Source organism: Rhizomicrobium palustre (genome assembly GCF_011761565.1).
GTDB lineage: Bacteria > Pseudomonadota > Alphaproteobacteria > Micropepsales > Micropepsaceae > Rhizomicrobium > Rhizomicrobium palustre.
The window spans coordinates 2,497,067-2,522,905 of sequence record NZ_JAASRM010000001.1 but is presented as its reverse complement, the minus strand read 5'-3'; the positions used below and the strand labels follow the sequence as shown (position 1 = coordinate 2,522,905).

28 protein-coding genes, 1 tRNA gene and 1 pseudogene are annotated in these 25,839 nt (G+C 59.3%); 16 read left to right on the top strand and 14 right to left on the bottom strand.

Annotated elements, in window-relative coordinates:
- Positions 1-318 precede the first annotated feature (318 nt).
- From FHS83_RS11320 to FHS83_RS11305, 4 genes are all read right to left on the bottom strand, one after another.
- Positions 319-393 (bottom strand) — tRNA-Glu (locus tag FHS83_RS11320).
- 98 nt (positions 394-491) lie between these two features.
- On the bottom strand, positions 492-1,805 hold the full coding sequence (pelA, locus tag FHS83_RS11315) for a pectate lyase (RefSeq protein WP_167083067.1): 1,314 nt from the start codon (positions 1,803-1,805) through the stop codon (positions 492-494).
- A gap of 21 nt (positions 1,806-1,826) precedes the next feature.
- A complete protein-coding gene (locus FHS83_RS19910; protein WP_425061520.1) occupies positions 1,827-2,315 on the bottom strand; it encodes a M67 family metallopeptidase in 489 nt (162 codons plus the stop codon).
- Positions 2,245-2,586 (bottom strand): hypothetical protein, encoded by a 342-nt coding sequence (locus FHS83_RS11305; protein ID WP_167083065.1) that lies wholly within the window; start codon positions 2,584-2,586, stop codon positions 2,245-2,247. The genes FHS83_RS19910 and FHS83_RS11305 overlap by 71 nt, the downstream gene beginning before the upstream one ends.
- Here FHS83_RS11305 and FHS83_RS11300 point away from each other — a divergent pair.
- From FHS83_RS11300 to rpoH, 3 genes are all read left to right on the top strand, one after another.
- The gene (locus FHS83_RS11300; RefSeq protein WP_167083064.1) at positions 2,573-3,577 is read left to right on the top strand and encodes an RluA family pseudouridine synthase; all 1,005 of its coding nucleotides are present in this window, start codon (positions 2,573-2,575) and stop codon (positions 3,575-3,577) included. The genes FHS83_RS11305 and FHS83_RS11300 overlap by 14 nt on opposite strands.
- Positions 3,578-3,608: 31 nt before the next feature.
- Positions 3,609-4,073 carry a YybH family protein gene (locus FHS83_RS11295; RefSeq protein ID WP_167083063.1) on the top strand — a complete coding sequence of 155 codons (465 nt, stop codon included), beginning with the start codon at positions 3,609-3,611 and terminating at the stop codon, positions 4,071-4,073.
- A 183-nt stretch (positions 4,074-4,256) separates the two neighbouring features.
- Positions 4,257-5,156: an RNA polymerase sigma factor RpoH gene (gene rpoH, locus FHS83_RS11290; protein ID WP_167083062.1), complete on the top strand. Its 900-nt coding sequence runs from the start codon at positions 4,257-4,259 to the stop codon at positions 5,154-5,156.
- 3 nt (positions 5,157-5,159) lie between these two features.
- Here rpoH and FHS83_RS11285 read toward each other — a convergent pair whose 3' ends face one another.
- Entirely contained in the window at positions 5,160-6,458 is a 1,299-nt protein-coding gene (locus FHS83_RS11285) for an esterase-like activity of phytase family protein (protein WP_167083061.1), read from the bottom strand.
- Positions 6,459-6,544: 86 nt separating this feature from the next.
- Between FHS83_RS11285 and FHS83_RS11280 the strand changes: the two genes are divergently transcribed.
- Complete coding sequence (locus FHS83_RS11280) at positions 6,545-7,387, top strand: pirin family protein (protein WP_167083060.1); 843 nt, start codon at positions 6,545-6,547, stop codon at positions 7,385-7,387.
- Here FHS83_RS11280 and FHS83_RS11275 read toward each other — a convergent pair.
- On the bottom strand, positions 7,363-8,904 hold the full coding sequence (locus tag FHS83_RS11275) for a glycosyltransferase family 39 protein (protein ID WP_167083059.1): 1,542 nt from the start codon (positions 8,902-8,904) through the stop codon (positions 7,363-7,365). The genes FHS83_RS11280 and FHS83_RS11275 overlap by 25 nt on opposite strands.
- A 125-nt stretch (positions 8,905-9,029) precedes the next feature.
- Here FHS83_RS11275 and queD point away from each other — a divergent pair, with 125 nt between their 5' ends.
- Entirely contained in the window at positions 9,030-9,380 is a 351-nt protein-coding gene (gene queD, locus FHS83_RS11270) for a 6-carboxytetrahydropterin synthase QueD (RefSeq protein ID WP_167083058.1), read from the top strand.
- Positions 9,381-9,467: 87 nt separating this feature from the next.
- Entirely contained in the window at positions 9,468-10,274 is an 807-nt protein-coding gene (locus FHS83_RS11265; RefSeq protein WP_167083057.1) for a PhzF family phenazine biosynthesis protein, read from the top strand.
- Here the strand turns inward: FHS83_RS11265 and FHS83_RS11260 are convergent.
- Positions 10,271-10,705: a hypothetical protein gene (locus FHS83_RS11260; protein WP_167083056.1), complete on the bottom strand. Its 435-nt coding sequence runs from the start codon at positions 10,703-10,705 to the stop codon at positions 10,271-10,273. The two genes, FHS83_RS11265 and FHS83_RS11260, sit on opposite strands and share 4 nt — an antisense overlap.
- A gap of 185 nt (positions 10,706-10,890) precedes the next feature.
- Entirely contained in the window at positions 10,891-11,346 is a 456-nt protein-coding gene (locus tag FHS83_RS11255) for a DUF3775 domain-containing protein (RefSeq protein ID WP_167083055.1), read from the bottom strand.
- 314 nt (positions 11,347-11,660) lie between these two features.
- Between FHS83_RS11255 and FHS83_RS11250 the strand changes: the two genes are divergently transcribed.
- The 7 genes from FHS83_RS11250 to FHS83_RS11220 all read left to right on the top strand — a co-directional run bounded on the left by FHS83_RS11250 (position 11,661) and on the right by FHS83_RS11220 (position 18,519).
- Positions 11,661-12,818, top strand: a complete 1,158-nt coding sequence (locus FHS83_RS11250; protein WP_167083054.1) for a phosphoserine transaminase — start codon at positions 11,661-11,663, stop codon at positions 12,816-12,818.
- Positions 12,819-12,899: 81 nt separating this feature from the next.
- Positions 12,900-13,592, top strand: coding sequence for an enhanced serine sensitivity protein SseB C-terminal domain-containing protein (locus tag FHS83_RS11245; RefSeq protein ID WP_167083053.1), 693 nt, complete (start codon positions 12,900-12,902; stop codon positions 13,590-13,592).
- Between the two features lie 14 nt (positions 13,593-13,606).
- A complete protein-coding gene (gene serA / locus FHS83_RS11240; RefSeq protein ID WP_167083052.1) occupies positions 13,607-15,184 on the top strand; it encodes a phosphoglycerate dehydrogenase in 1,578 nt (525 codons plus the stop codon).
- A 124-nt stretch (positions 15,185-15,308) separates the two neighbouring features.
- Positions 15,309-16,058, top strand: a complete 750-nt coding sequence (locus FHS83_RS11235) for an isoprenylcysteine carboxylmethyltransferase family protein (protein WP_167083051.1) — start codon at positions 15,309-15,311, stop codon at positions 16,056-16,058.
- 141 nt (positions 16,059-16,199) lie between these two features.
- Complete coding sequence (locus FHS83_RS11230) at positions 16,200-16,820, top strand: hypothetical protein (RefSeq protein ID WP_167083050.1); 621 nt, start codon at positions 16,200-16,202, stop codon at positions 16,818-16,820.
- A 237-nt stretch (positions 16,821-17,057) separates the two neighbouring features.
- Positions 17,058-17,678 (top strand): PEP-CTERM sorting domain-containing protein, encoded by a 621-nt coding sequence (locus FHS83_RS11225; RefSeq protein ID WP_167083049.1) that lies wholly within the window; start codon positions 17,058-17,060, stop codon positions 17,676-17,678.
- Positions 17,679-17,910: 232 nt separating this feature from the next.
- A complete protein-coding gene (locus tag FHS83_RS11220) occupies positions 17,911-18,519 on the top strand; it encodes a PEP-CTERM sorting domain-containing protein (protein ID WP_167083048.1) in 609 nt (202 codons plus the stop codon).
- Positions 18,520-18,586: 67 nt separating this feature from the next.
- Here FHS83_RS11220 and FHS83_RS11215 read toward each other — a convergent pair whose 3' ends face one another.
- From FHS83_RS11215 to cydP, 6 genes and pseudogenes are all read right to left on the bottom strand, one after another.
- A complete protein-coding gene (locus tag FHS83_RS11215; protein ID WP_167083047.1) occupies positions 18,587-18,871 on the bottom strand; it encodes a chorismate mutase in 285 nt (94 codons plus the stop codon).
- A 63-nt stretch (positions 18,872-18,934) separates the two neighbouring features.
- Positions 18,935-19,579, bottom strand: a complete 645-nt coding sequence (locus tag FHS83_RS11210) for a hypothetical protein (protein ID WP_167083046.1) — start codon at positions 19,577-19,579, stop codon at positions 18,935-18,937.
- Positions 19,580-19,738: 159 nt separating this feature from the next.
- Positions 19,739-19,819, bottom strand: a pseudogene (gene cydX, locus FHS83_RS11205) (cytochrome bd-I oxidase subunit CydX); the annotation flags it as partial.
- A 9-nt stretch (positions 19,820-19,828) separates the two neighbouring features.
- Complete coding sequence (gene cydB, locus FHS83_RS11200) at positions 19,829-20,959, bottom strand: cytochrome d ubiquinol oxidase subunit II (RefSeq protein ID WP_167083044.1); 1,131 nt, start codon at positions 20,957-20,959, stop codon at positions 19,829-19,831.
- A gap of 6 nt (positions 20,960-20,965) precedes the next feature.
- Positions 20,966-22,516, bottom strand: coding sequence for a cytochrome ubiquinol oxidase subunit I (locus FHS83_RS11195; RefSeq protein ID WP_167083043.1), 1,551 nt, complete (start codon positions 22,514-22,516; stop codon positions 20,966-20,968).
- A gap of 9 nt (positions 22,517-22,525) precedes the next feature.
- The gene (gene cydP, locus FHS83_RS11190; protein ID WP_167083042.1) at positions 22,526-22,684 is read right to left on the bottom strand and encodes a cytochrome oxidase putative small subunit CydP; all 159 of its coding nucleotides are present in this window, start codon (positions 22,682-22,684) and stop codon (positions 22,526-22,528) included.
- 434 nt (positions 22,685-23,118) lie between these two features.
- On the opposite strand from cydP, the gene FHS83_RS11185 reads away from it, so the two are divergent.
- The 3 genes from FHS83_RS11185 (at position 23,119) to FHS83_RS11175 (ending at position 25,688) form a co-directional block, all read left to right on the top strand.
- Positions 23,119-24,621, top strand: coding sequence for a PAS domain-containing sensor histidine kinase (locus FHS83_RS11185; protein WP_167083041.1), 1,503 nt, complete (start codon positions 23,119-23,121; stop codon positions 24,619-24,621).
- A gap of 4 nt (positions 24,622-24,625) precedes the next feature.
- A complete protein-coding gene (gene fixJ, locus FHS83_RS11180; protein WP_167083040.1) occupies positions 24,626-25,228 on the top strand; it encodes a response regulator FixJ in 603 nt (200 codons plus the stop codon).
- A 112-nt stretch (positions 25,229-25,340) separates the two neighbouring features.
- Positions 25,341-25,688 (top strand): response regulator transcription factor, encoded by a 348-nt coding sequence (locus FHS83_RS11175; protein WP_243846360.1) that lies wholly within the window; start codon positions 25,341-25,343, stop codon positions 25,686-25,688.
- Positions 25,689-25,839: the final 151 nt, after the last annotated feature.

Below are 25,839 nucleotides of genomic sequence, written 5' to 3'. Positions count from 1 at the left end.
CACATCCCGCCACCGCATGGTCGGCCTCCTTCAAACCCTTTTCATGCCAGTTTGTGTCAACCACGTCCCGGAACAGCCGTCGCCTATGTGTCCGGACAGGACACATTGCCGAAGGCACAGCTTGGCGGGCGACTCAAAAGATCGTGGAAGCACCTGCGCACTCGTGACGGCGACTATCCGTACAGTGACTGCACCACTGAAGATTCACAGACCATCGGAGCTAAGTGAGCACTCCTCCCGATCCGAGCACGACGGGTAGCTATGGGTAGCTAGAAAATCGCTTTGCGCCGAACTCAATGGCTAAGCCATTGATATTATTGGCGCTCCCAACGAGAATCGAACTCGTGTTTCAGCCTTGAGAGGGCCGCGTCCTGACCGCTAGACGATGGGAGCAAGCGGAGGGGGTGGCTTATACGGGGGGCCGCGTCCGGGCGCAAGCGGCAGATCGGTCGCGACTGAACCAAAACCCCGGGAAAGCCCCTCCCCTCGGCCTAATTCTTCGCCTGATGCGCGCTGGACCAGCTCATATAGGCCTGGATCGCCTTTTCCGGGCTCGACACATACCAGGAATAGCCGTTTCGGCGTTCCTCGGAGAGATCGTTCATGCTGTCATGCAGGCTCTTGTCGCGCTCGCCGAAAACGGGCGTGCCGGTCGCCGCATCGTAATAGCGCGCCCAGATCGGCTTGGAGCCATCCTTGATCACGGCGTGCTTGCCGCCGGGATCAGATTTTCCGGTAATCGAAATGTTGGTGATGGTGTGCTCGGCCAGGAACGCCATGCCGGAATGGATCGCGGCCTGCAGCTTCAGGCTCGGGTTCGGCAGGCTCATCAGATAGACCAGCAGCGCGGCGCTTTCGTCTGAGGCGAGCGCGGGCGGCTCGAAATTGCGCGCCGAGCAGGGTTTTAAAGTCAGCGCGTCATGCTGCTGGCCCCAGATGGCGGGCTTGCCCTGGACGCTGACCTGCGTCGCCAGGATCACCTCCAGCGCTTTGGCAGCAGATTGGGCGGCGGCATCGCGCAAGGCGGCGGGGACAAAATCGAAATCGCCATCCTTATTTTCAGACACATCGGTCATCACCGCAGCGGCCTCGGAAACCGCATTGTCATTATAGGTGATGGCGTCGTGATAGCCGCCTTCAAGCGGCCAGACTTGTGGCCAGCCGCCGTTGGGAAACTGCGCTGCCAGAATGTATTTCAGCCCCTTGATGAAGCTTGCGCGATAAGCATTGCCCTCTTTGCCCGGCAGCGCTTTGGCGAGCTTCGCCAGGAAATGCATTTCGGTATCGGTGGCGTTGTTGTCGAAGGTGCCGACGTAATTCCAATCCGGCTCCACCGGCGCGTCGAAATCATTCTCGGTCAAATAGCCGGAGAGATTGTTAGTGACATAGGCTTGACCCTTCAGGCGCAGAGGACCAGCGCGGTCCGCATTCTTGCCCCAGCCACCAGCGGGCGTCTGAAAGGAGACGATATTGTCGCCGATATGCTTGGCTTCAGCGCTGGCATACCAGGAGATGTCTTTGTCGAGCGGCATGGAATTGTCGTGACCATGGCCGTGCGACTGTTCGGGAAACTGGGTGAGGCCTTCGCGTTCAGCGGCGAGTGCGGCCTTATCGGCTTTCTTCTGCGCCTCGGAGCGGGCGAGATAATCCCGCCACGCCTTTTGCTGATCGGCAGGAAGAGCGGCGATGCGCGCGGCCGTGATCGCCTCGGCCGGGACGTTCTGGCCAATCACCGCCGCATAGGCGGGCGCGCCAAGAACGGGCGACAACAGGCTCGCGGCCAAAAGAAGATGGCGCAGCTTCATGGGACTCCTCCGGAACGCTTTTTATGTGGTTGCTATGGCCTGGAGCTCGAAACCAGGGGCCAGGAATGCCCCCAGGGACGGTGCCCCTTCGATTATGACACCGGTGGCAAGGATAACCCAAATCCAGCCCGCTTCACAGCCGTTCGCACGGTCGCGGGGGGAAGGCTCAGCTTTTCCCGTAGGGTGGGAATGGTAACAGCCTACAACCGACCGCCCCGTGCCGCGCAGATTCCGCTGGAGAGCGAAATGTAGCGCTGGGTCGATCTCGAAGGCGGTTTCGGGAGTCGGCGACAGGTTTGGGGACGGGTAAAGCGCCGTTACCCGTACCGCCTCCCCCTCCCGCACACCTTCCAAAAGCCCGCAGCATTCACGGGGATGGGCGGTGCGCGCCAGCACGAATAGCTGGGTTTTGAGAGGGGCGGGCAGGATCAGCAAAGCGCTATTTCGGGGCGTCGGCGTGGATCTGGCTGATGATGCGCCCGTCGTTGAGGTCGATAATGTCGATCTCATCCACCGTGTCGGAGCGCACATGCAGGATCAGGCGGCCCGGCTGGGTGTCGCTGGACAGAATGCGGTAGCCCGGCGCGAGCGACATGGAGACCGGCTTTTTAGCCGCAGCGGCGGCGGGGGCCGCATGTTTGCCCCAGCCGGCGGTGATCCCATAGATCATCACGCCGATGACGATGACAATCACCACGCCAAGCCCTATGACGACGTTCAGCATGAGGCGGTTATTGGCCGCTGTATCTCCGGCAGCAGAAGATTCGATGGGTTCAGACACTTTTTCCTCCGCAGGTTATCGGGAACTCACCGTTCCGGACGGCAATTTGGGCGAGCGCCTGGATCGCTTTCTAGCCGCTGCCTGCCCGGAAATGAGCCGCTCCCGTCTGCGCCAATTGATCGATGAAGGCCGCGTGACTCGCGGTGACACTACGATAAAAGACGCCAATCACAGGGTCAAACCGGGCGAGCTGTACAAAATCGACCCGCCTGCGGCCATTCCTGCCGAACCCATCGGCCAGGATATCCCGCTCAGCGTGGTTTACGAAGACGACGATGTCATCGTGATCGACAAGCAGGCTGGCCTTGTGGTCCATCCGGCAGCCGGGAACCCCGACGGGACGCTGGTGAACGCGCTAATTGCCCATTGCGGCTCCTCGCTCCAAGGCGTGGGCGGCGAGATGCGCCCCGGTATTGTTCACCGCCTGGACAAGGATACCAGCGGGCTTCTGGTCGCCGCCAAGAATGAGCGGGCCATGACCTCGCTCGGCAAGCAGTTCGCCAACCACACCATCGAGCGCGCCTATCACGCCATTGTCTGGGGCTCGCCCAGGCTCGGTGAAGGGCGCATCGAAACCCAGATCGGGCGCAATCCTTACGACCGCAAACGCATGGGCGTGATGCGCACCGGCGGCAAGGAAGCGCGCACGCGCTATCGTGTCGAAGAACGCTTTGGCGAAAAAACGCGCCCCCTCGCCTCGCTGATCGAATGTCGCTTGGAGACCGGACGCACACATCAGATCCGCGTCCACCTCACCCATCTTGGCCACCCCCTGATTGGGGACCCGACTTACGGAAAAGCGCGCCAAGCGCCGCGCGCCAAAACGCCGGAACAGGAAGAAGCCTATAAAACCGTGATGGATTTTCCCCGCCAGGCGCTGCACGCCTTTGTGTTGGGCTTCCAGCATCCGAGCTTGCACAAGACCCTGCGTTTCGAATCCGTTTACCCAGAAGACATGGAGCACTTGCTCGCGGCGCTGCGCTGCTTGTGAATCCCATTTTTGGCGGGCAACAGGAACGGCGATGCTGATAACAGGCGATGCGGATATTGACCTGCGCCAACCCGAAGGGGCGCTGAACGAATATTATCGCGCCTTCAACAGCCATGACATGGTTCTGATGGAGCGCAACTGGGATGCGGGCCCTGACGCCTCGATGTATCACCCGCTGGGCGGCCTTCGGCGTGGCTGGGAGGGCATCCGCGGCCTTTATGAGCAAATCTTCTCGGGCCCCGCGGGCGTGATGGTGCAGTTTCAGGATTTCACCCTGCAGCGCGCCAATAATGCCTTCCTGGCATTCGGGGTTGAGCGCGGCATCTTGCGCAGCCAGCAGGCGAGCCTGGAATTCGAAATCCGCACCTCGCGGTTTTACAACTGGCGGGGCGGCGCCTGGCGCCAGCAGCATTATCACGGCTCCATTGATGAGCCCGATATGCTGGCCCGCTATCATTCCCTTGTCCTCACGGGACAAATGCAGGCGGGTAGCTGACCAGATTTCCTCTGGGGCAGCGCTCCCCTAGCGGGGACTTGAAATAGCGAAGTTGACGCCTACATCTGGTCCGAACGTTGCCGTGAGGGGGCCAGATGAGCCAGCGTTCACTTTATCCCGCCCTCACAAACCTATAGTCTATAAAAAGCCGGAGATCGTTGGACCGGCTAAGGAACGGGGAATATGAGCAGTAGAGCGCTTCCCGCCCTCGCTGGCGAAAGCGGCCTATCGCGGTACCTTTCGGAAATCCGGAAGTTTCCACTTCTGGCGCCGGAAGAGGAGTACATGCTGGCCAAACGTTGGCGCTCGCATGAAGATCCTGAAGCCGCGCACCGCCTGGTGACCAGCCATCTGCGCTTGGTCGCTAAGATCGCCATGGGCTATCGCGGCTACGGCCTCCCGACCTCTGAAATTATCGCCGAAGGCAATGTCGGCTTGATGCAGGCCGTCAAGCGCTTCGACCCCGAACGCGGCTTCCGCCTTGCGACCTATGCCATGTGGTGGATCCGAGCTTCGATCCAGGAATTCATCCTGCGCTCGTGGAGCCTGGTGAAGATCGGCACCACCTCGGACCAGAAGAAGCTATTCTTCAATCTGAGGAAGGCCAAGAGCAAGATCAACGCCATCGAGGAAGGCGATCTGACGCCCGAGCATTTGGCAACCCTGGCCGATCAGCTTGGCGTGCCCGAAGCCGAAGTCGTGTCGATGAACCGCCGCCTCTCGGCGCCAGATTCCTCGCTCAACGCGCCCTTGCGCTCGGATTCCGAAAGCGAATGGCAGGATTGGCTCCCGGACGAGACTCTCGACCAGGAAACCCGCATGGCCGAGAAGGAAGAGGTGGATGAGAGAAAAGAGCTTCTCACCGCCGCCCTTGGCGAGCTGCCGGAACGCGAGCGCGAGATCATCTATGCCCGCCGCCTGCAGGACGAGCCCGCCACGCTGGAAGAGCTGAGCCATAAGTTCGGCATTTCCCGCGAACGCGTGCGCCAGATCGAAGTGCGCGCCTTCGACCGCCTGCAGAAATCGATGAAGAACGCCCTGCGCGACAAGCGTTTAGCGGTGATCGAAAGCCGGGTGGAGTAACTCTTACTCCCCCGCCACCACCTTGAATGCGAAGAGAATGCCGGGCAGCAGCGTGTAGCCCGGTGAAAGCTCGGCGGGCGTATTGTCCTTCACCCGCGTGCAGCCGGTTTTCTGATCCAGCGGGCATTGAATGGCGCTTTCATCCGGGTCCGCCTCATCGAGCTTGAAATAGACATCGAACTGCGTGCCGGAACCGTTCTGTGAAACGCTGAAATCATTATCTGTGCCCGCGAGCAACAGCGTGGATCCGTCTTTTAGTTTTGGGCCGAAAGCGAGCCCCTCGATCTTCTCCGGTGTTTTGCCGTAAAGCCCCGGCACACGCGCCTTGGATAGATCAAGCCAAAGTGATTTGGTCGCGGGCTCAAATGCCAAATGCTGCGAGATCATCTTGCCCGAAATGTCCGTCGCGCCCCCGACGTCGATCTTATAGACACGCTTATCGGGCGGATTAAGTTCAGCCCCGACTCCCACGCCGCGGTTGTTACGCTCCAAGACCAGGAACTGATGATCGTTCAGCGCCACCAGCGCCGAGACGCCGCGCCCCTGCCCCGCTCTATCCATCTCATAAGCATATTGCGCCACCGCCTTGCCGGTCTTTGTGTCGAATTTCACAAGACGGTTGGTGGAGCCTTCTTTGCCGCCTTCGTCCAGCATGGCGCTTTGCAGAATGGCAAAGAGGAACTTTCCATCCGGTGTGATGGCGAGGCCTTCAAAACCGCGATTAGACCGACGCCCCGCGACATTGCCTTTGTCATCGGCGAAGTTGGGTTCCCCCGCAGCGTTACGCGGGATGATATTGGCGGGTGTTTCGAAGCGGCGCATAAGCTCGCCCTGGCGGGTGAATTCCAGCACCGAAGGTCCGTATTCATCCGAAACATAGAAGCTGCCGTTTGGCGCCACAACAAAACCTTCAGGATCGAGCGACAGGCCCTGCACATTCTTCGGTTTCGGCGCGATACCGTTGAAAGCCCCGCCGTGATCTTTGAACTTCACCACTTCCACAGGGCGAAAATTGGCGATGGCGCCGGTCGCTTTATTGATGTCGAGGGTGAAACGCACTACGCGGGTCTCAAATGGAATAGTTCCGCCACCAGGCCCGCGGTCCGACAGCGCCCACCATTCATTACGCTTGGCGTCGTAATAAAGATCGGAGAAAAAGCCGAGACGGCCGTCATTGGCGGAGGTGCCCGTGCCGTCGCTCATGGCACCAGGGATTGCGATTCCGCCGGTCTGCACCGGGGTTGCATGCGCGCCGATGCTGACACAGCCCAACATCGCCACCGCAAAAACCCACTTCTGCATGAATCCCTCCCGAGAGAGCGCGATAGTGCTAGCGCGATATGACGGGTTGATTGCAGTATACGGCGGATTTGTAATGGAGTTTTGCCGTGACCGAACTTCGCCGTATCGCCCGTTTGCATCCTGCCTTGCGCGACGATATCGGCGATCTTGTCACCCGCCGTCCAGTACCGGGGCCGAAGCTTGATCGACTCGGCGCCTTCCTGTTCCTCAATCATCACGGGCCCCAGGTCTATCCACCGAATTCGCATGGCCTGCCCTTCGGCCCGCATCCCCATCGCGGCTTTGAAACCGTCACCTTCATCCTGGAAGGCGAACTCGCGCATAAAGATACGGGTGGCCATGAAAGCATCATCGGCCCGGGCGGCGTGCAGTGGATGACGACGGGCTCAGGCCTCATCCATGAAGAAGTCTCGCCCGAGAGCTTCAAGAAAAGCGGCGGGGCGATGGAGATTTTGCAGCTCTGGGTGAACCTGCCCGCGCGTCTGAAAATGACCACGCCGCGTTATACCGGTCTGCAAGTTGAAGCCCTTCCGGTAATCGAGGATGAAGGCGCCTCGGTGCAGCTTTTATCGGGCGAATATATGGGCCGCACAGGTCCGTTCGAAACGCTGACCGGCGTCTTCATGAGCGTGGTGCGGCTCACCACCGGGGCGGGCGCCTATTTCGACGGTCTTAAAGACCGCGATGTGTTTCTCTACGTCGTGCGCGGATCAATTTCAGTGGACGGCACCAAAGCCGATAAGTTCAACCTTGTGGAGTTGACCTCGGGCGATGCGGTGGAAATTTTCGCAGGCGAGGACAGTCTGATCCTTTTCGGCCATGCCGAGCCCTTGAATGAGCCGGTGGTGGCCTATGGGCCATTTGTGATGAACACCTCCGCCGAAATTCAGCAAGCCATCGACGATTATCGCGCCGGCAAGTTCGGCTGAGGCAGGCGATAGATCACGATCCCCGGCGATGGGCTTTCAATCTTCTCCATAATTTGCGGCGGGATGAACGCGGCGAGCTTAACCGCGCGCAACACCGTTCCGATGGCGCGCGGCTTGGCGGTGATGCTGCCGAGCTTTTGCCAATCGGCATGCGGGGTATAGGCGGTGCCTTTGCATTGCCCTGCACTTTTGCAGAGTTCGAGATTGCGCTTGCTGTAGACGTAGATGTCACCCACGTCCGGCGGGCCGGCCGCCACGCGCGTTTGAAGAATTGCAAAGCGCAAGAGGACATCAGCCCGCCGCGCCATATCCGGGTCGAGGCGAACGCGGGCGCCTGGATGCGCTTGAAGCCATGTCACCAATGCCTTTTCAGCAAAGCGCGGATTGGTGTTCTCAAGATATAGCGACAGCGCATTACCCGCGACCAGGAGCGCAATGGCGGCAACAGCCCAGCGCGAGGGCAAAAGGCGGTGAAAGAAATAAGCGATCAACACCAGCCCCGCCCAGGCCGGCACCACATAATAGCGCGGCACCAGATAGAGGATCGGAAAAGCGAGCGCCAGAAACACAATCCACAACAGGCACAGTCGCGCCAGACGCCGCAGCGTATCCGATTGCCATTCGGGAAAATGTTTCGTGCGAAAGCTCCAGAGCGCGGCGGGAATGGCGAGATAAAACAGGGCCGCATATTTCTGGCTGGCGAAGAGCATCAGAAAGGGATCAGCCCAGAGGCTGACAGAGAGATTGCCTTGCCTGTCCAGCGCGTGGCCTGCCTTGGATTTAAGGCGCAGCTCTTCCAGGCGGCTGACCTGATCATGCCCGGCATCGAGCCGCCAGCGATAGAGAAAATTCCCGCTCATCACCCAGAAGAACACCATTTCCAGCAGGATTGGCGCGGCAAATCCGAGCGCGAGAAAAAGGTAGGCGCGGCGTTTGGGGCGCGGATCAAGAAGGAAGCACACGCCATAGAACAGGATCAGCACCGCACTGGTTTCGCGGGTGAGAAAGGCCAGTCCCGCCGCGATGCCCGATGCAAAAAGCAGCCTTTTGCGTGATTGCTCCGAACCGGCGACAAACAGCCAGAAGGAAGCGGAGGCGAAGAAAACTTCCACAATGTCGTTATTGATGTAGCTCGCCTGTACCACAAAGACCGGCGTGGAAGCGATGAGCATGGCCAACACGGCGGCGGGGCGCTTGCCAAGATATTTCGCCGCGAAATGAAAATTCAGCCAGAGAAAACCAGCGAAGAACGCGAGGCTGGAAAGCGGCAGCACCCATTCCTGGCGGCCAAACAACCAGAGGCAAAAGGCCACCGGTAGAACTACGGTGTGGCGGGTTGCCCAATGATCGCTGCCGAGCGCGGGAAAATGCTTCAGCCATGCCTCCGCCCCCAGGACGTAGGAGCGGTCATCCGCACCGTCATAAACCACGAAATTACCCGCGATCAGCCCAGCAGCGAGCAGAAAGGCAAGCCACAGCCATCCGTTGCTGTGGCGGACCGGAACAGCGACAGTCATCCAACGCTTCCACAATTTTGCCTTGCGTCTTAAACGCTAGCAACGCGACGGGGCGCGCGATAGTGGATTTGTTCGTTCAGTCCCTATAAAAGGCCCTTGTTTACGACACGAAAGCCCGCTTCTCCATGTCCGACATTCTTACCATCGGCCGCACCTACCGCTTCGAATCCGCCCATTTCCTGCCGAAGGTTCCCGAAGGCCATCGCTGCCGCAATCTGCATGGCCATAATTACCGTGTTGAAATTGTCCTTACGGGCACCGTGGACGAACGCGGCTTCGTCAAGGATTTTGGCGAGATCGATGGCTATATCGCCCCGCTGCTGAAGCAGGTTGATCATAAGCTGCTGAACGAGGTTCCCGGCCTGGAAAATCCCACCGCCGAAATCATCGCTGGCTGGTTCCTCGCGCGCCTGCCCGTTGCGGCACGCGTGCGCGTTTATGAGAATGACGACTGCTGGGCGGAAGTCGCGCGCTAACCTCGCGCATTGCTGGCATGCAGCGCCCGCTATTCTGCCGCCAGGCCATCACCGCTAACCTTTCCCGCGCTCGCACAGGAGAACGGGATGAAGCTTTGGCAGGTCGATGCTTTCGCGAATAAGCCCCTGGAAGGAAATCCCGCGGCGGTCATTCCGCTGGCGGCATTTTCCGAGACCGGGCTGATGCAGCAGATTGCCCGCGAAAACAATCAGGCCGAAACGGCGTTCTTCGTGCAGACGGGCGAGGGCCAGTACGATCTGCGCTGGTTCACCCCCGAAGCCGAAGTTGATCTTTGCGGTCATGCCACCCTTGCCAGCGCCTATGTGCTGTTCGAGGAGCTGGCACCGGAGCTTTCCCAAATCCGCTTTGCCACACGCTCGGGTGAACTCATCGTCAGCCGCGGCGAGGACGGGCTTTTGGTGATGAGCCTGCCTTCCGATCCGGTGCAGCCATTCAATGGCCCCAAAGACTATGCCGACAAGGTCGGCGCGGCGCTCGGCATTGCTCCGCCTAAGGAGCTTTATAGCGCGCGCTATCTTGTGGGGTTGTGGGATGATCCCAAGCTCATCTGCGGCATCAAGGATTGCGGCGAGATCGCCCGTGTGCTGCGCGAGGAGTATTTCTGGGGCATGGTGGTCACCGCGCCAGGCGATGAGGGCTATGATTTCGTCTCGCGCTTTTTTGCACCCGATAAAGGCGTGCCGGAGGATCCCGTGACGGGCTCAGCCCATTGCATCCTGACGCAGTTCTGGGCCACGCGCCTTGGCAAGAAAACACTGAAGGCGCGGCAGGTCTCACCCCGCGGCGGAGATCTTCTGTGCACGGATGAAGGTGCCCGCACCATCCTTGCCGGACGCTGCGCGCTTTATATGAAGGGCGAGATCTTCCTTTAAAGAAAACTGCGATCGCAGCTGGGGGCGCTGGCTCCCGGCCCCTCGCCCGGTGCGACTTTCATACGGAAATAGCGCGGCTGCTCTCCCCCCAGCGCGGCGACGCGCGTATAGCCGGCCGAGGAAATCACCGAGGCATTCTGCGCGACATAGATCGCCACATATTCCGGCCACCAGGCGATGTCGCCGGTCTGCGGCTTTTGCACTTCCTCAAAACGCGGACTTAGGGGGAACTGACTGGCCGGAATAAAGCTGTAGCTGAGCCCGGATTTACAGAAGACCTGCCAGACATAGCCTGAGCCGTCATCGGGGCGGCTGACCGCAGCGACCTTCACCGGCGCCGATGGATCGGGCAGCGAGGCCACGGCAGCCGGTGTCCCCAGCAGCGCCCCTATTACAGCCGAGGTAAAAATAGCGACGATGATCTTCCGCACGATCACACCCCATTTTTATTAGAATCTTATCTTTCCCCAAATCTAACCTCATATCTTAACGAGGCGCCAGAATTTACCATGTTTGGGGCGGGGTGATTGTAGAAACAAGGTGAACGGTTAACCTTTTGGCGTCCCATTCCGGGAGCAATTCTTAAATCACAGGACTTCAGTCGGCGCGCTGGGTTTTAGTCCACAGCCTCGTCATCGCTGATGCTTTCGCCGAACTGGGCGAGCCCCTCCTCCAGATAGTCCCCCAAAAGCGGCAACCCCAAAAGATATTGAGCGGTGCGGGCGTTGTGCTCGTCGCGAGCGGTGTCGAGGGCCGTCTGCCATTCGGAGAGATCGAAGGTGCCGCGCCCGAGCCAAGCCAGCGCCACGAGGTTGATCTGCTCCTCCTCGTTCAGCGCCTTAATCGCATCGGAAAGTTCGCGGCGGGTGAGATCATCAGGACTGTCCTGAAGTTCGTCGAGATCGCCGTCGTCGGTCGGATTGGAGCCGTCCGCCACATCCAGCCCCGCCTCTTTGGCATCATAAGAGCGGGCACGCAGAATAATGAAAGTGACCTTGTCGGTGGCTATGGCAAGGACGGGCGCATCGGCGGGCTTTTCAGGTTCGACATCAATGATCTTGGGCTCGGCCATAGGGAAACCTTTCGGCGATTTGCTCCGGAACAACGGCTTTTCTCCCTCTCCGTTCCGCCTTGCGTTTTCCGCGGAACGGAAAAACCGCTGGTATCACACATCATCAGACTACGGAGTATTTTGGGTATCCCAACATCGTTCCGTATGGAATCCCCCCGAAGCGCCCGCGATCACCGGGCGCGCACGAATATTGCGCATCGGGGTATTTTCAATGCCGCATTAGATTCCTTTTGACGGTCTGAGGGGAATTCTATACAGAGGTCAGTGGGCCACGCCTCCCCAACGAGGTGCTAACATTCTGGAAGGAATGTCGGATGACACAAAATCCGCCGGCTGTGCGACCTGCACGGCCTTTTTTTTCGTCTGGACCTTGCGCCAAACGGCCAGGCTGGACACCGCAAGCACTGCAACTCGACACGCTCGGCCGCTCGCATCGTGGCAAGCTTGGTAAGGCGCGCCTGAAAGAGGCGATCGACCGCACCAAAGCTGTGCTCGGCCTGCCCGCTGATTATCGCGTCGGCATTGTTCCGGCCTCGGATACCGGCGCTGTCGAAATGGCGCTGTGGTCGATGCTGGGCGCCCGCCCTGTCGATCTTCTGGCGTGGGAAAGCTTTGGCGAAGGCTGGGTCACCGATGTGGTGAAGCAGTTGAAGCTGAAAGATGCCCGCGTCCTGAAAGCGGGCTATGGCGAGATTCCTGATCTCTCCCAAGTCGATTTCAGCCATGACGTCGTCTTCACCTGGAACGGCACGACCTCTGGTGTGCGCGTGCCCAATGGCGATTTCATTCCGGCAAACCGCGAAGGCCTGACCTTCGTCGATGCCACCAGCGCAGCCTTTGCGCAGGATATCGACTGGACCAAGGTCGATGTCGGCACCTTCTCCTGGCAGAAGGCTCTGGGCGGTGAAGCCGCGCACGGCATTCTGATCCTGTCGCCCCGCGCGGTGGAGCGGCTCGAAACCTATACCCCGCCCTGGCCGCTGCCGAAGATCTTCCGCATGACCAAAGGCGGCAAGATCGTGGAAGGCATCTTCCAAGGCGAGACCATCAATACGCCCTCTATGCTGGCCGTGGAAGATTATCTCGACGCCCTGAAATGGGCCGAGAATATCGGCGGCCTCAAAGCCCTGATCGCCCGCTCCGATGCCAGCTTGGCTGCCATTTCGGATTGGGTGGCCAATACCGGTTGGGTCGATTTCCTCGCCAAGGATGAAGCGATCCGTTCGAACACCTCGGTTTGCCTGAAGGTGGTCGATCCCTGGTTCGAAGCCCTGGACGATAAAGCCAAGGCGGAAGCGGCCAAGAAGATCGCCTCGACCCTCGAAAAGGAAGGCGTAGCCCTCGACATTGGCGCCTATCGCGATGCCCCTCCGGGCCTTCGCATCTGGTGCGGCGCTACCGTCGATACGGCGGATATCAAAGCCCTCCTGCCCTGGCTCGATTGGGCCTGGGAAAAGGTCAAGGCCGGCTAATCGCCCGATCCTTTGACGCACGGCGGACATGAAAGGCTGGTTAGTCTTTCTTCCGTCGTGCAACAGAAAAAGGGGGCTTAGATGGCGTTCCCGCCCGAGAACGAATTGGAAGCGTTGATGATACGTGCCGTGTCGGATTCGTCCGCGCGTCCGGCATTCTATCGCCAGCTCATATCCAGCAATTTGATCGCTCTCGGCGAGTTTGGTGAGACCATGAGCATCGAGACCGTCACCAGCGCACAGGGGACATTCCATCCCCTCTTCACCGCGCCCGCGCGGCTGAAGAGCTTCGTGCCGGCCGAGATGCCCAGCTTCACCATTGCCGCCCGCACGTTATTCGAAGCAACACGCGGCGCGCAGTTCGTCATCAATCCCGGTTCGGATATCGGCAAGACCTTATCGGCGGATGAAATCGCCTGGCTTTTGAAGACATTTCCGCCCGCCAATATTCTCGTCGTGCAGCCGAAAAACCATCCGGCCACACTTCTGAAAGCGCTTTGCGTCCTGTTCACCAGCCGCACCCTCATCCGCGCCGCACATCTTGTTCATGTGGTGCGCGAAGGCGTCGACGACGTGCCCCACCCCATGATCGGGCTTGAGGCCGATGGCGATGTACCGCGTCTGGCACAGGAAATCTTTGAAGCCGCCGAAGCTGTCGATCCTGGCCTGCCCATCGAAGTCGTTTACCTCGCGAGCAATGCCGCGCGCGATCCTTTGCAGAAACATCTCCTGAGCGTTCCGCCCTTCTATCGCCGCGCGCTCGTCACGCATTGAAGAGGACTAGCCTCATGCCGAAAGTTCTGATTGCCGACAAGCTTTCCACCGCCGCCGTGAATATCTTCAAGATGCGCGGGGTTGAAGTGGATGTGAAAACCGGTCTTACCAAGGAAGAGCTCCTGAAGATCGTTGATCAATATGACGGGATCGCGATCCGTTCCGCCACCAAGATCACCAAGGACGTGATCGCCGTTGCCAAGAAGCTGAAAGTGGTCGGCCGCGCCGGTATCGGTGTCGATAACGTCGACATCCCCGCCGCCACCGCCGCCGGTGTGATCGTGATGAACACGCCGTTTGGCAACTCCATCACCACCGCCGAACATGCCATCGCGTTGATGATGGCGCTGGCGCGCGAGCTTCCCGCCGCCAATGCCTCCACCCATGCCGGCAAGTGGGAAAAGAACCGCTTCATGGGTGTGGAGCTCTACGGCAAGACGCTCGGCCTGATCGGCGCGGGTAATATCGGCTCGATCGTCGCCGACCGCGCCAAGGGCCTCAAAATGCATGTCGTGGCCTTTGACCCCTATCTCTCCGCCGAAAGCGCTGAGGAGAAAGGCATTGAGAAGGTAGAGCTGGATGATCTTCTGGCCCGGGCCGATTTCATCACCTTGCATACCCCGCTGACGCCCGAGACCAAGGGTATTCTCTCCGCCGAAGCGCTCGCCAAGACCAAGAAGGGCGTGCGCATCATCAATTGCGCCCGTGGCGGCTTGATTGATGAGGCGGCCCTGAAGGCGGCGCTTGATTCTGGCCAGGTGGCAGGCGCGGCGCTCGACGTGTTCGCGGAAGAGCCCGCGAAAGCCAATCCGCTGTTCGGCAATGAAAAGGTCGTCTGCACGCCGCATCTGGGCGCCTCTACCGAAGAAGCACAAGAGAATGTCGCGCTGCAGGTGGCCGAACAGATCTCGGATTACCTCCTCACCGGCGCCATCGTAAATGCGCTCAACATGCCCTCCATCAGCGCGCAGGAAGCCCAACTCGTGAAGCCGTGGATCAGCCTTGCCGAAAAGCTTGGCGCCTTCGCGGGCCAGCTCACCGAGACCAGCATCCAGGCGGTGGAAATCCTCTATGAAGGTTCGGCGGCGAAACTAAATCAGCGCGCGCTCACCCAGGCAGCGCTGGCCGGTTTGCTCAAGGCGCATATGCCGGAAGTGAACATGGTCAACGCGCCGCTGGTGGCCAAGGAGCGCGGCATCAAGGTGAGCGAGACGCGCCGCGATCAGCAGGGCATCTATGAAGGCTATATCCAGATCAAGGTGGTGACGCCGGAAATGACCCGCGCGGTCGCCGGCACGGTCTTCGCCGACGGTCACCCGCGCCTGATTCAGGTCAAGGACATCAAGCTCGACGCCGAGTTCGCGCCGAACATGATCTATGTCACCAATGAGGATAAGCCCGGCTTCATCGGTCGTCTGGGAACGCTGCTCGGTGACACCAAGGTCAACATCGCCAACTTCACCCTTGGCCGCAGTGCCCCAGGCGATGATTCCATCGCCCTGGTGCAGGTGGATGGCGAGGTGCCCCAAGCGGTACTTGACGCGATCCGCAAACTTCCGTTGGTGAAGAGCGCGAAAGCGTTGAAGTTCTAAGCTTCACCACATCGTCATACGGCATAGCTGCGGCAGAAAAGTCTCACCAGGGGCTTTTCTGCCGCAAGCCTTTTCCTGTCACAGCTTCGCGCATTAATAGCCTGCCGAAGGGAGACGCAGGTCTGTGCTGCCGCTATTCGCTATATACGCATTATGGGTGATGTGGTTTTTTGCCTGGCTGGTCGCGACGCTAGTGCCGCTGAACGCCCCGCGCAAACTCAACGCGCCGGAAGATTTCCTCTATCGCCTTGCGGTCATCGCCGCGACGCTGCTGCTCTTCACCATCACGCCTTGGCCGGGGCTGGATGTGCAATACCGACTTTGGGAACAGACGCTGGACGACGACATCGCATGGCGCTTGGTCGCGGTGGCAGCGGGAGCGATGCTGCTCGCGGCCTGGGCCTTGGCTTATCGCATTTTTGTACTCCGGCGTGGCGCAGAGTTGGTCACCACCGGCCCCTACGCGCTGCTGCGCCATCCAGCCTATTTCTGCTTGATGGTCTCAGCTTTTGCGACGGCAATCCTGTTCGGCAGACCATCCGGCTTTATGGGCGCGAGCCTTTTGAGTGTGTGCTTTGTGGTGAAAACGCTGGTGGAAGAAGCCCGCAGCGCCTCGCCCGCGTTCCGCGCGTATCGGAGCCGCAGCTTCATGTATCTGCCGCTCGTGGGGCTGATCATATATGCCGTGATGCGGTTCGTTAAACGCCCGGCGGCGCCCGCACGCGCACAAGCTGGCTTACATGAGGATGAGCCCCCGTTACGGGTTGCTCCCCTTCCTCTGGAGCTTTTCCTAGATGACGCTGATGACGCCGCGATAAGGGAGACGCGCCAACCACCCCGCCCGTCTCAAGCGGCCGCCCTGTCACTGGAATAGACAGGTTTTTGCTCGAACACCGTCGTAGCGGCAAAACTGTTTACATGTCTTTTTTTAGTCACCACCCTTTGCCGCGGAAAACGGCAATCGGCACAGCTCTTGCTCAATCAGAGGAGATAAAAAGACTATCGGGAGGATGATATGAGAAATGCGCTTCTCGCGGCGGCAGCTACGACTATGCTGAGCGCCGGTCTTGCGAACGCTACACCGATCACCACCCCACCACCGCCGCTGATCGCAATGGGCGATGTCAAAGCGGTGTATGTCTTCGCCAATGCGATGAACACCAGCTTGCTGGACGAAACCAGCCCAAACGGTTGGTCGAGTATTTTCTGCAATCATCACATTGGAAGCTGCCCCGGCAATCATGCGGGCGATATCAAGGATCTTGGCTCGCAATCCGGCGCGCTCACCTTCCGGCTGCGCAACACCTCCACCGGCAAATCCTATTGGAGCGACACAGCCGATAGTAACGGCAACTATCACGCCGTCTTCTCGACAGATTATTCGAGCTTTGGAATTGGCAGCCTTCCGAGCGGTGCCGCCTCGGCTTTGGCAGGACTTTCCAACGTCACCTTCGTGGCTTGGGAAGATCGCGACGCCACCAACGGCAGTGACTTTGATTATAACGATCTGGTTTTCGCTTTCTCCAACACCAGTGCTACAGGAAATCCAGGCATACCCGAACCGCTCAGCCTCTCCTTCTTAGGTGCAGGACTGCTGGGCCTCGCCGCACTAAGGGCAAAACGAAGAAAGATCTGAAAGCGCGGCATTTATCCCACAGTTTTAGGCCGCAACTGCGATAAAAATGGCGGTGTTTACTTCATTATTGTATACAAAACTGACAATCACCTGTACGCGCGCCGTAGCGGCAGTGACAGCGCGGTTTACAGCGAGACATTTTTGAGCCCGGAAATTCGCGCTTTTGCGCGCTGGCACAACCGTTGCTGTTAACCCTCTCGCAAGCCCGGGCAGTCCGGGTTTGAGGAGAGGATCACCATGATGAAATACGCGATCAGCTTATTGGCGGCTGCCGCTTTTGCCGTCTCGGCACAAGCCAGTCCTATCACCACGCCACCTCCGGGCATCTATGGCATGGGAACAGATGTGACGGCCGTGTTCGTGTTCTATGAAGCTTGGCACACCGATACGCTTACCTTGTCGACCTCACCCGGCGACACGATCTTCTGTAATCACTCTTACGGAAGCTGCACAGGAGCCAAGCCTGGCGACGTGGCGGATCTTGGCAAGCTTAGTGGTGCCTTGAACTTCGTGCTCAAGGATATCACCACGGGCAAGACCTATGACACCATCCATGCCGACAGCTACGGCGATTACCATGTAAAGCTCTCGACCAACTATGCCGACTTCAATCAAGGCGCATTGCCCTCCGGCGTAGGCGCGATTCTGGCTGGCTTGGATAACGTCACCTTTATCGGCTTCGAAGATCTCGACAAGAGCAGCAACCGCGCGGATTGGGACTATAACGACCTGATCTTCGCCTTCTCCAACACCTCGCCCAACAGCAATACGGGCGTGCCGGAACCGCTCAGCCTTTCACTCCTTGGGGCAGGCCTTCTCGGCCTCACCGCGCTGCGTGCGCGGCGCAAGAAGTCCTAATGTCTTCCTTGTTGGACAGAGCGGCGTCATCTCGGCGCCGCTTTGCTCCCGTCCCGATGTCAACAGTGCGGACACCTGTATGACCTTACGCCGTAGCGGCAGTGTGATAGCAAGCTTTACACACCCCATTACAAACCCATTGAAAATATTGAGTTTTCACGCTGGCACAAGGATTGCTGTGTAGTACTTACAAAGGCACGGACAGTCCGGGCCTGAGGAGAGGACCAACACCATGAAGTATGTGCTGAGCTTACTGGCAGCCGCCGCTTTCGCCGTTTCGGCGCAGGCCGCGCCGATCACCACACCCCCGCCGGTCATCAATGGCCTTGGCGGCAATGTCACGGCCGTTTTCGTTTATGCTAACGCGATGGACACCAGCACGCTGAAGCTGTCGATGGCGCCGGGCATCATTTTCTGCAACCACAACACCGCGGGGTGCACCGCTGCGACGGCTGGTCAGACGGCCAACCTGGGCACGCAAAGCGGTATCCTCGACTTCTTGCTGAACAACATCACGACCGGCAAGACCTATGACAGCAACATAGCCGACGGTGACGGCAACTATCACGCCAAAGTCACGACCAATTATGCCGATTTCGGCGTTGGCGCGCTCTCACCCTCGCTGCAAGCCCAGCTCGCGGCTCTGCCCAACGTCACTTTTGCCGGCTTCGAAGATCTCGACAAACACAACGGCTCGGATTGGGACTACAACGACCTGATCTTCGCCTTCTCCAACACCTCGCCCAACAACAACCCGGGCGTGCCTGAGCCGCTTACTCTGTCCTTGATGGGCATGGGCCTGCTCGGCGCCTTCGGTCTTCGCCGCCGGATGAAGCGCTAATATTTTCGCGTATTGATCCTCGGGAAGGGCGGCGCTCGGTGGTGCCGCCCTTTTCTGTGCCCGGACGCTATTTCTTTTCCGCCCGGATGGCTTCGTGATGGCGGATCACCTCGGTCACGATGAAGCCCAAGAACTTCTCGGCGAAATCAGGATCGAGCTTAGCGTCCTGGGCGAGTGCGCGCAGGCGGGCGATCTGGGCCGCCTCACGGCTTGGATCGGCGGGCGGCAGGCCATGCTCAGCCTTGTAGCGCCCCACCGCCTGGGTGCATTTGAACCTTTCGGCCAGCATATGGATCAACGCGGCATCGATATTGTCGATGGAATTGCGCAGGCGCTGCAGTTCGGAATCCATGCTCACGTCTCTAATTTGAACCTTAGGGCATAGTCTTAGGCGATCCCGGCCCCGTTTCGCAAATCAGCGCCCATTCGGATCGAACGGATGCTCGGGCACTGGACATTCCTTAGTCTTTGTGACTTTGGTCGAACTCATGTCGCTGATCCAGCATTCGTCCAGCACAGAGCAATAGCAGCCGCGAAAACTCAGATTTCCCAGCGCCCCAGCAAAGCGCTTCGAAACCTCCGGCTTATCGGGATTGGGCCTCAGCGTGACGACATCACTGCCCTCGCCAGCCCGGATCACTTTGTGCTCCACGATGCCGAAGAAATAATGATCGTTCAGCACGGCCGCCATTTCCTTGCGTTCGCGCGAAAGCCCGCAGCAACGCCGCAAAAGATCGAGGCCAGACGACACCGGCTTTCCTTTGTAGAAAACCTCGAAACTTTGAAGCTTGGCCGGTCCCACACCATCATTGGAGATGCCGATTACGATGTCGCCCTTCTCATTGGCGCTATTGGAAAGGCTCACACCGACATAGGGCCAGGTCGAGGCGGCCACCAGATCACGCTGGGTCCTGCCATGCTCGATGGCAACGAAAAGCGACACTGCGGAAAGAAAAATTGCGGTCAGGGCCAGGATAAGGTCAATCCGGGAGTGCCCGGTGTGGCGCGGATGCGCGTGCACATCGTCCGGCGAGACACTGACTGGCGGTTCTGTAGACAAACTCCCCTCCCCCTTGGCAGCCCGAATATGGGTCGCGCAGAGTGATGAGAATTTCTCGCGGGTGCCAAGTCAAGTTGCCGCCCTAAAACAAAAGGCCCCCCGGCGGTCACCGGAGGGCCTCTTTTCACAAGAACCGGGGGATCACTTCCCGGATTCGATCTCGTGCTCCAGCCACATGGCGTTCAGAACGCCTAGAAGCGCGGCAAAACCGAGACCCAAGACCCAAGCAAAATACCACATGTTTGAACCTCAATAGTTGCCGTGGCTGTCCGAAAGGATGTTCTCCGCCTTCACCTGACCACGCATCACTTTGTAGACCCAGCCGGTATAGGCCAGGATCATGGGCAGGAAGACGACGACGCAGAAGAGCATGATGCCGAGGGTCATCTTGGAGGAAGACGCATCCCACACCGTCAAGCTCTGGTCCGGATGACTGGACGAGGGCAGGAAGAAGGGGAAGAGCGACAGACCAGCCGTGGCGATCGTGCCAACCGGAACCAGCGCCGAGGCGACCCAAGCAGCCAGGGGAGCCCCCTTGCGCAGAAGCACGGCCAGAAGCGCGCCCAGATAGGCGAGCGCAGGCGCGACCCAGATCAAGGGATAGGTGCCGTAATTGGACCACCAGCCGCCCGCAACATGCGCCACGGTCTTCAGTGTCGGGTTAGAAGGACCGTTCGGATCGACCACCGAGGTGATCTTGTAGCCGTCGAGGTGCAGCACCCAATAGCCCGCGACCGCGAAGAGGACCGCGAAGACCAGGGCCGCCCAAGGAATGACAGCCCGCGCCCGAGCGCCCGGTTCACCCGCCGCCTTCAGCGACACCCAGGTTGCGCCATGCAGAACGTGGAACGCGACCGAGATAAGCCCCGCCAGAAGCGCGAAGGGGTTGAGCAGCGAGAACAGCGTGATCTCTTCATGGAAGCGAAGATCACTGTCGAAGCCATACGGCACGCCGACGAAGAGGTTGCCGAACGCGACGCCGAAGATCAGCGCCGGGACAAGGCCACCGACGAACAGCGCCCAGTCCCAGAAGGTACGCATACCCTGTCCCTTGAACTTGGAGCGGAACTTGAAGCCAACCGGCCGCAAGATCAGCGCGCAGAGCAAGAGGAACATGGCGAGGTAGAAACCCGAGAAGGCCGCCGCATAAAGCGGAGGCCAAGCGGCGAAAATGGCGCCGCCGCCCAGGATCAACCACACCTGATTGCCTTCCCAGGTCGGGCCCACCGAATTGATCACCACGCGGCGTTCAATATCGGTCTTGGCCACGAACGGCAGAAGGATGCCGGTGCCGAAGTCAAAGCCGTCCATGACGGCAAAGCCGATGAGCAGGATGCCAAGCAGCGCCCACCAGATCAGACGTAAGATTTCATAATCCATAGGTGTTTACTCCGCCGCCACGAGGGTTGCTTCGACGTCGTGCCCCAAAGTCTCGTTGGGCCCGAGGTTGATGTACTTCTTGAGGAGATAGATGTCGGCGATCAGAAGGCTCGAATAGAAGATCACGAACCCAGCCAAGCTGAAGAGGACATTGCCGGCCACCGTACCCGAAACCGCAAGCGCGGTGGGCAGGACGCCGTCGATGATCCAGGGCTGACGGCCATATTCGGCAACCACCCAGCCGAGCTCGCAAGCGAGGTACGGCAGGGGCAAGGTCCAGACCGCAAAGCGCAGGAAGGTCTTCGAGGTATCGAACTTGCGCTTGATCGACAGCACGAAGGCGATGCCGAACAGAGCAATGAAGTAGAAGCCCAGACCCACCATGATGCGGAACGACCAGAACAGCACCGGCACGTTCGGAATGGTGGACACCGCCGCCGCATCGATCTCAGCCGGCGTCGCGTTCTGTACGTCGGGGCGATAATGCTTCAGCAGCAGCGCGTAACCGAGATCCTTGACATGCGCATCGAAGGTGGTGCGCAGGGCAACATTCTTGCGGTCGAGCTTCAACTTGGAGAGCGCATCATAGGCGATCATGCCGGATTTGATGCGGGTCTTGGCAAGATCGACGAGCTGATTGATGCCGATCACCTCTTTATCAAGCGAGCGGGTGGCAATCATGCCCAGCACCCACGGCACTTTCACTTCGGCCTTGGTGGTGTGGGTCTTCATGTCCGGAATGCCGAAGACAGTGAAGGAAGCCGGCGCAGGCTCGGTATCCCACATCGCTTCGATGGCCGCGACCTTCATCTTCTGGTTCTCACCGGCGACGTAACCGGATTCGTCACCCAAGACGACGACGGAAAGCGAGGCCGCGAGGCCGAAGCCGGCGGCAACCGCGAAGGAGCGCTTCGCCAGTTCCTTATGTTTGCCGCGCAGAAGATAGAGCGCCGAAATGGCGAGCACGAAAACCGAGCCGAGCACATAACCGGCGCTTACCGTGTGCACGAACTTGGCTTGCGCCACCGGGTTGAACAGCACATCGGCGAAGTTCGAAACCTCCATGCGCATCGTATCGGCATTGAAGTAGGAGCCAGCCGGGAACTGCATCCAGCCATTGGCGATCAGGATCCACAGCGCTGAGAGATTGGTGCCGATGGCCAGCGCCCAAGTCACGCAGAGATGGGCGCCCTTGCTCATCCGGTTCCAGCCGAAGAAGAAGATGCCAACCATGGTGGCTTCGAGGAAGAACGCCATCAGGCCTTCGATCGCGAGCGGTGCGCCGAAGACGTCGCCGACATAATGCGAGTAATAGGCCCAGTTGGTGCCGAACTGGAATTCCATGGTGATGCCGGTGGCAACGCCCATGACGAAGTTGATCCCGAACAGCGTGCCCCAAAACTTCACGATGTCACGCCAGATCTGCTTGCCCGTCATCACATAGACGGTTTCCATAATGCCGAGCAGGATCGACAGACCCAGCGTGAGCGGCACAAATAGGAAGTGGTAGAGGGCTGTTGCGGCGAATTGCAGCCGCGAAAGGTCGACGATATCCATGATTTCACCCTAACGATTGTCGGTGCCGATGAGCCGGTCGGTGACGGCGGCTGTATCGTGCGCGGGACGGTGGGAGGGGCTGAAGAAGGCCATAAACAGGCAAGTCAAAAGAACGACCTTCACCGCCAAAAGGGCGACGATCTCTTTCCACAAAAGCGGACGACTCATGGACGCTTCCCCTGCCCGTTCCCTTGCATTCGGCGCAGCACCGCAAAACCCGCGGAACTGGCGAAGACGAATATGGCAAGCGCGCTTCCCCACGTCTCGTAAGGGGTCGTGCGTACCGCCCGCTTGTCACGGAACATTCTACACGGCCACTTGGCGAGGATGATTGACGCCCGTCAATTTCGCGGGGCCAGATTCTCATTGTTCTAAGAAGAAGTGCAGCGATTTAAGCGTGCGGAGACAAGATGCCGCTGCGCGCTGGCGCGCACCCCCTCGGCCCAACTCAATTACCAAGTATTCCGTTCAGGATTGCACTAAGTTAAATCCTGCTGCGTTTAGCAATAGTGCAGCTATGAACTTGGATTTTTCTCGACCCCGGATGTTGGCGCCTGATGCCGGATTTGGTAGAAACATATTGCGATCAAGTATCAGAATAGATGGCTACCGCCCTTTCCCGCCTTACCCCTTGGAACGACTCGCTGTTTGAGACGGTTGTGGCCGCGGCCGTGAACGGTATGGCGGCGCTGAATGATCAAGGGCTGGTCCAGCTTTTCAACAGCGCTGCGGAAGCCATGTTTCAGGTCCATCGCGAGGAGATTCTAGGCCGAAGCCTGCCCATGCTTCTGGCGCCCGCCTATCGCGATGCCTATGAGGCGGCTTTTATCCAATTCCGTGCCACGGGCGAGCTTTCCCCAGCGGTGGTCAGCCGCGAGGTCGAGGGCCAGCGCAAGAACGGGACAACCTTTCCCGTGTTTCTCTCTCTCGGCCAAGGCCAGCATGAGGGCAAACGCATCCTGGTGGTGGTCTTCCAGGACCTTTCCGCGTTGCAGGGCGAGCGGGCCATCCACAGCGAGGAGCGCGCATTCCTTGCCGCCATTGTGGATTCCTCCAACGACGCCATTGTGAGCAAGACCCTGGACGGGCGCATTACAAGCTGGAATCGCGCGGCGCAAACGATGTTCGGCTACACCGCTGCGGAGATGATCGGCAGCTCGATCACGCGCCTGTTTCCGGAGGACCGGCTTTCCGAGGAAGCCGATATCCTGGAGCGCATTCGGGATGGGGAAACGGTGGAGCATTACGAAACCGTCCGCTTAAAGAGCGATGGCACACCGCTAGAGGTCTCGATCACGATCTCTCCCATCCGCAATGCCTTCGGACAGGTGATCGGTGCCTCCAAGACAGTGCGCGATATCAGCGAGCAAAAGGCCTCAGAAGCCCGCTTGCAGACGCTTTTGAGCGAATTGCAGCACGTCGCGCGCTTAAGCGAAATGGGTCAGGTCTCCGCCGCGCTGGCCCATGAGCTGAACCAGCCCCTTAGCGCCGTGATGAACTACACCAACCTTGCCAAACGCCTGATCACCAGCGGCGCCCCGGCCGACAAAGCCATGGAGGCGGTAACCAAAGCCGGAGAGCAGGCTTTGCGCGCGGGCAGCATTATCCGGCATTTGCGCGATTTTGTTGGAAAGCGCAATTCCAACCGCACCCTGGAAGATATCAACGCGGTCGCCGATGAGGCCTTGGTTTTGGGCCTGATGGGGGCCCAAAGCATTGATATACATGTAAACTTTCGCCCGGATTTGCCGCCGGTGCTGATCGACAAGATTCAAATCCAGCAGGTGCTGGTGAATTTGCTTCGCAATGCAAGCGAGGCCATGGCCCAATCGCCTCAGCGCGACCTCACCCTCTCCACCGCGCGGCATGACGATGGTGCAGTGTTGGTGCGGGTTTACGACACCGGTAGCGGCGTGCCCGAGGCAGTCGCGCAACGGCTGTTTTTGCCTTTTGTGACTACCAAGCCGAGCGGAATGGGAATAGGACTAGCGATTAGCAGGACGATCATCGAGTCGCACGGAGGCAGGCTGTCGATGTCGCCCAATCCTGCAGGAGGCACAATCTTTCAATTCACCTTGCCGCCCGCGGCAAGCCTAACGGAATGAAGACATGGCTGAGACCGTCTACGTCGTCGACGACGATCCCGATATCCGCGATTCCCTCTCCATGCTGCTGCAGGCTTCAGGCTATCAGACGCGCGCCTTCGAATCGGCAACATCCTTCCTTAGCAGTGACGCCCCCAATGCGGTGGGCTGCTTGATCGTGGATGTACAAATGCCCGAGATGGACGGCATCACCCTGCAAAAAGAACTCGTCTCCCGTCGCTCCCCCCTTCAGGTGGTAGTGATGACTGGCCATGGCGACATCCCAATTGCCGTTGGGGCAATGAAGGCTGGCGCCGTCGACTTCCTGGAAAAACCCTTCGAGGAAGAGGTGCTTTTGGGCAGCGTCCGCCGCGCCCTGGATCGCGCCTCTACCGCCGGGGATCACGCTAAGGAAGCGCGCAACGCCGCCAGTCGCCTCGCCCTCCTAACCGACCGGGAACGCCAGGTTCTAGATTTGATCGTGGCAGGAAAGGCCAATAAGGTCATCGCGCATGAGTTGTCGATTTCTCCCCGTACGGTAGAGATTCATCGCGCCAGGGTTATGGAGAAAATGGATGCCGGCAACCTGGCGGATTTAGTGCGTAAGGCTTTGTCCATAACCCCGTGAGACCACGGTAAATCAAGCCTTAGGCACTACTCCGTATTTCGGTGGCACGCTGTTCCGGCTACATAAACCACCGTTCTCATGTGGCTTTTTGGGGCCCTTCGGCTTGACGACCATGGTTGACATTATCGACGACGACGATGCCGTTCGGGACTCCACCAGAGCCCTTCTGGAGTCCTACGGCTACGAGGTGCGCGACCACGCCTCTGCTGAACTCTTCCTGCGCGAAGCCGGCAACAAACCCGACTGCCTTTTGGTCGACCAGCACATGCCCGGCATGACTGGCCTCGACCTTCTCGAGCATCTGCGTGCCCAGGGCGATCAGACTCCGGCGTTGATGATGACCGGGCGTAGCGATCCTTCGCTTGAACCGCGCGCGGCGCGCATCGGCGTCAAGCTTCTGCATAAGCCGGTGCCCGAAGACCAGCTCGTCTTGTGGATCGAACAAGCGCGCCGCGCTTAGTTTCAAATACACACAAATTTGGAAATCACGCTCCGGCCCGCGAGGCGCCGGGGTTTTTCCGTATGCGGATAATTCAGGCGTGTACCGATAAATACTGCGACATCAGGGAAAGTCCCAACTTACAACCATTCAAATTCGGAAGCATGGTCAC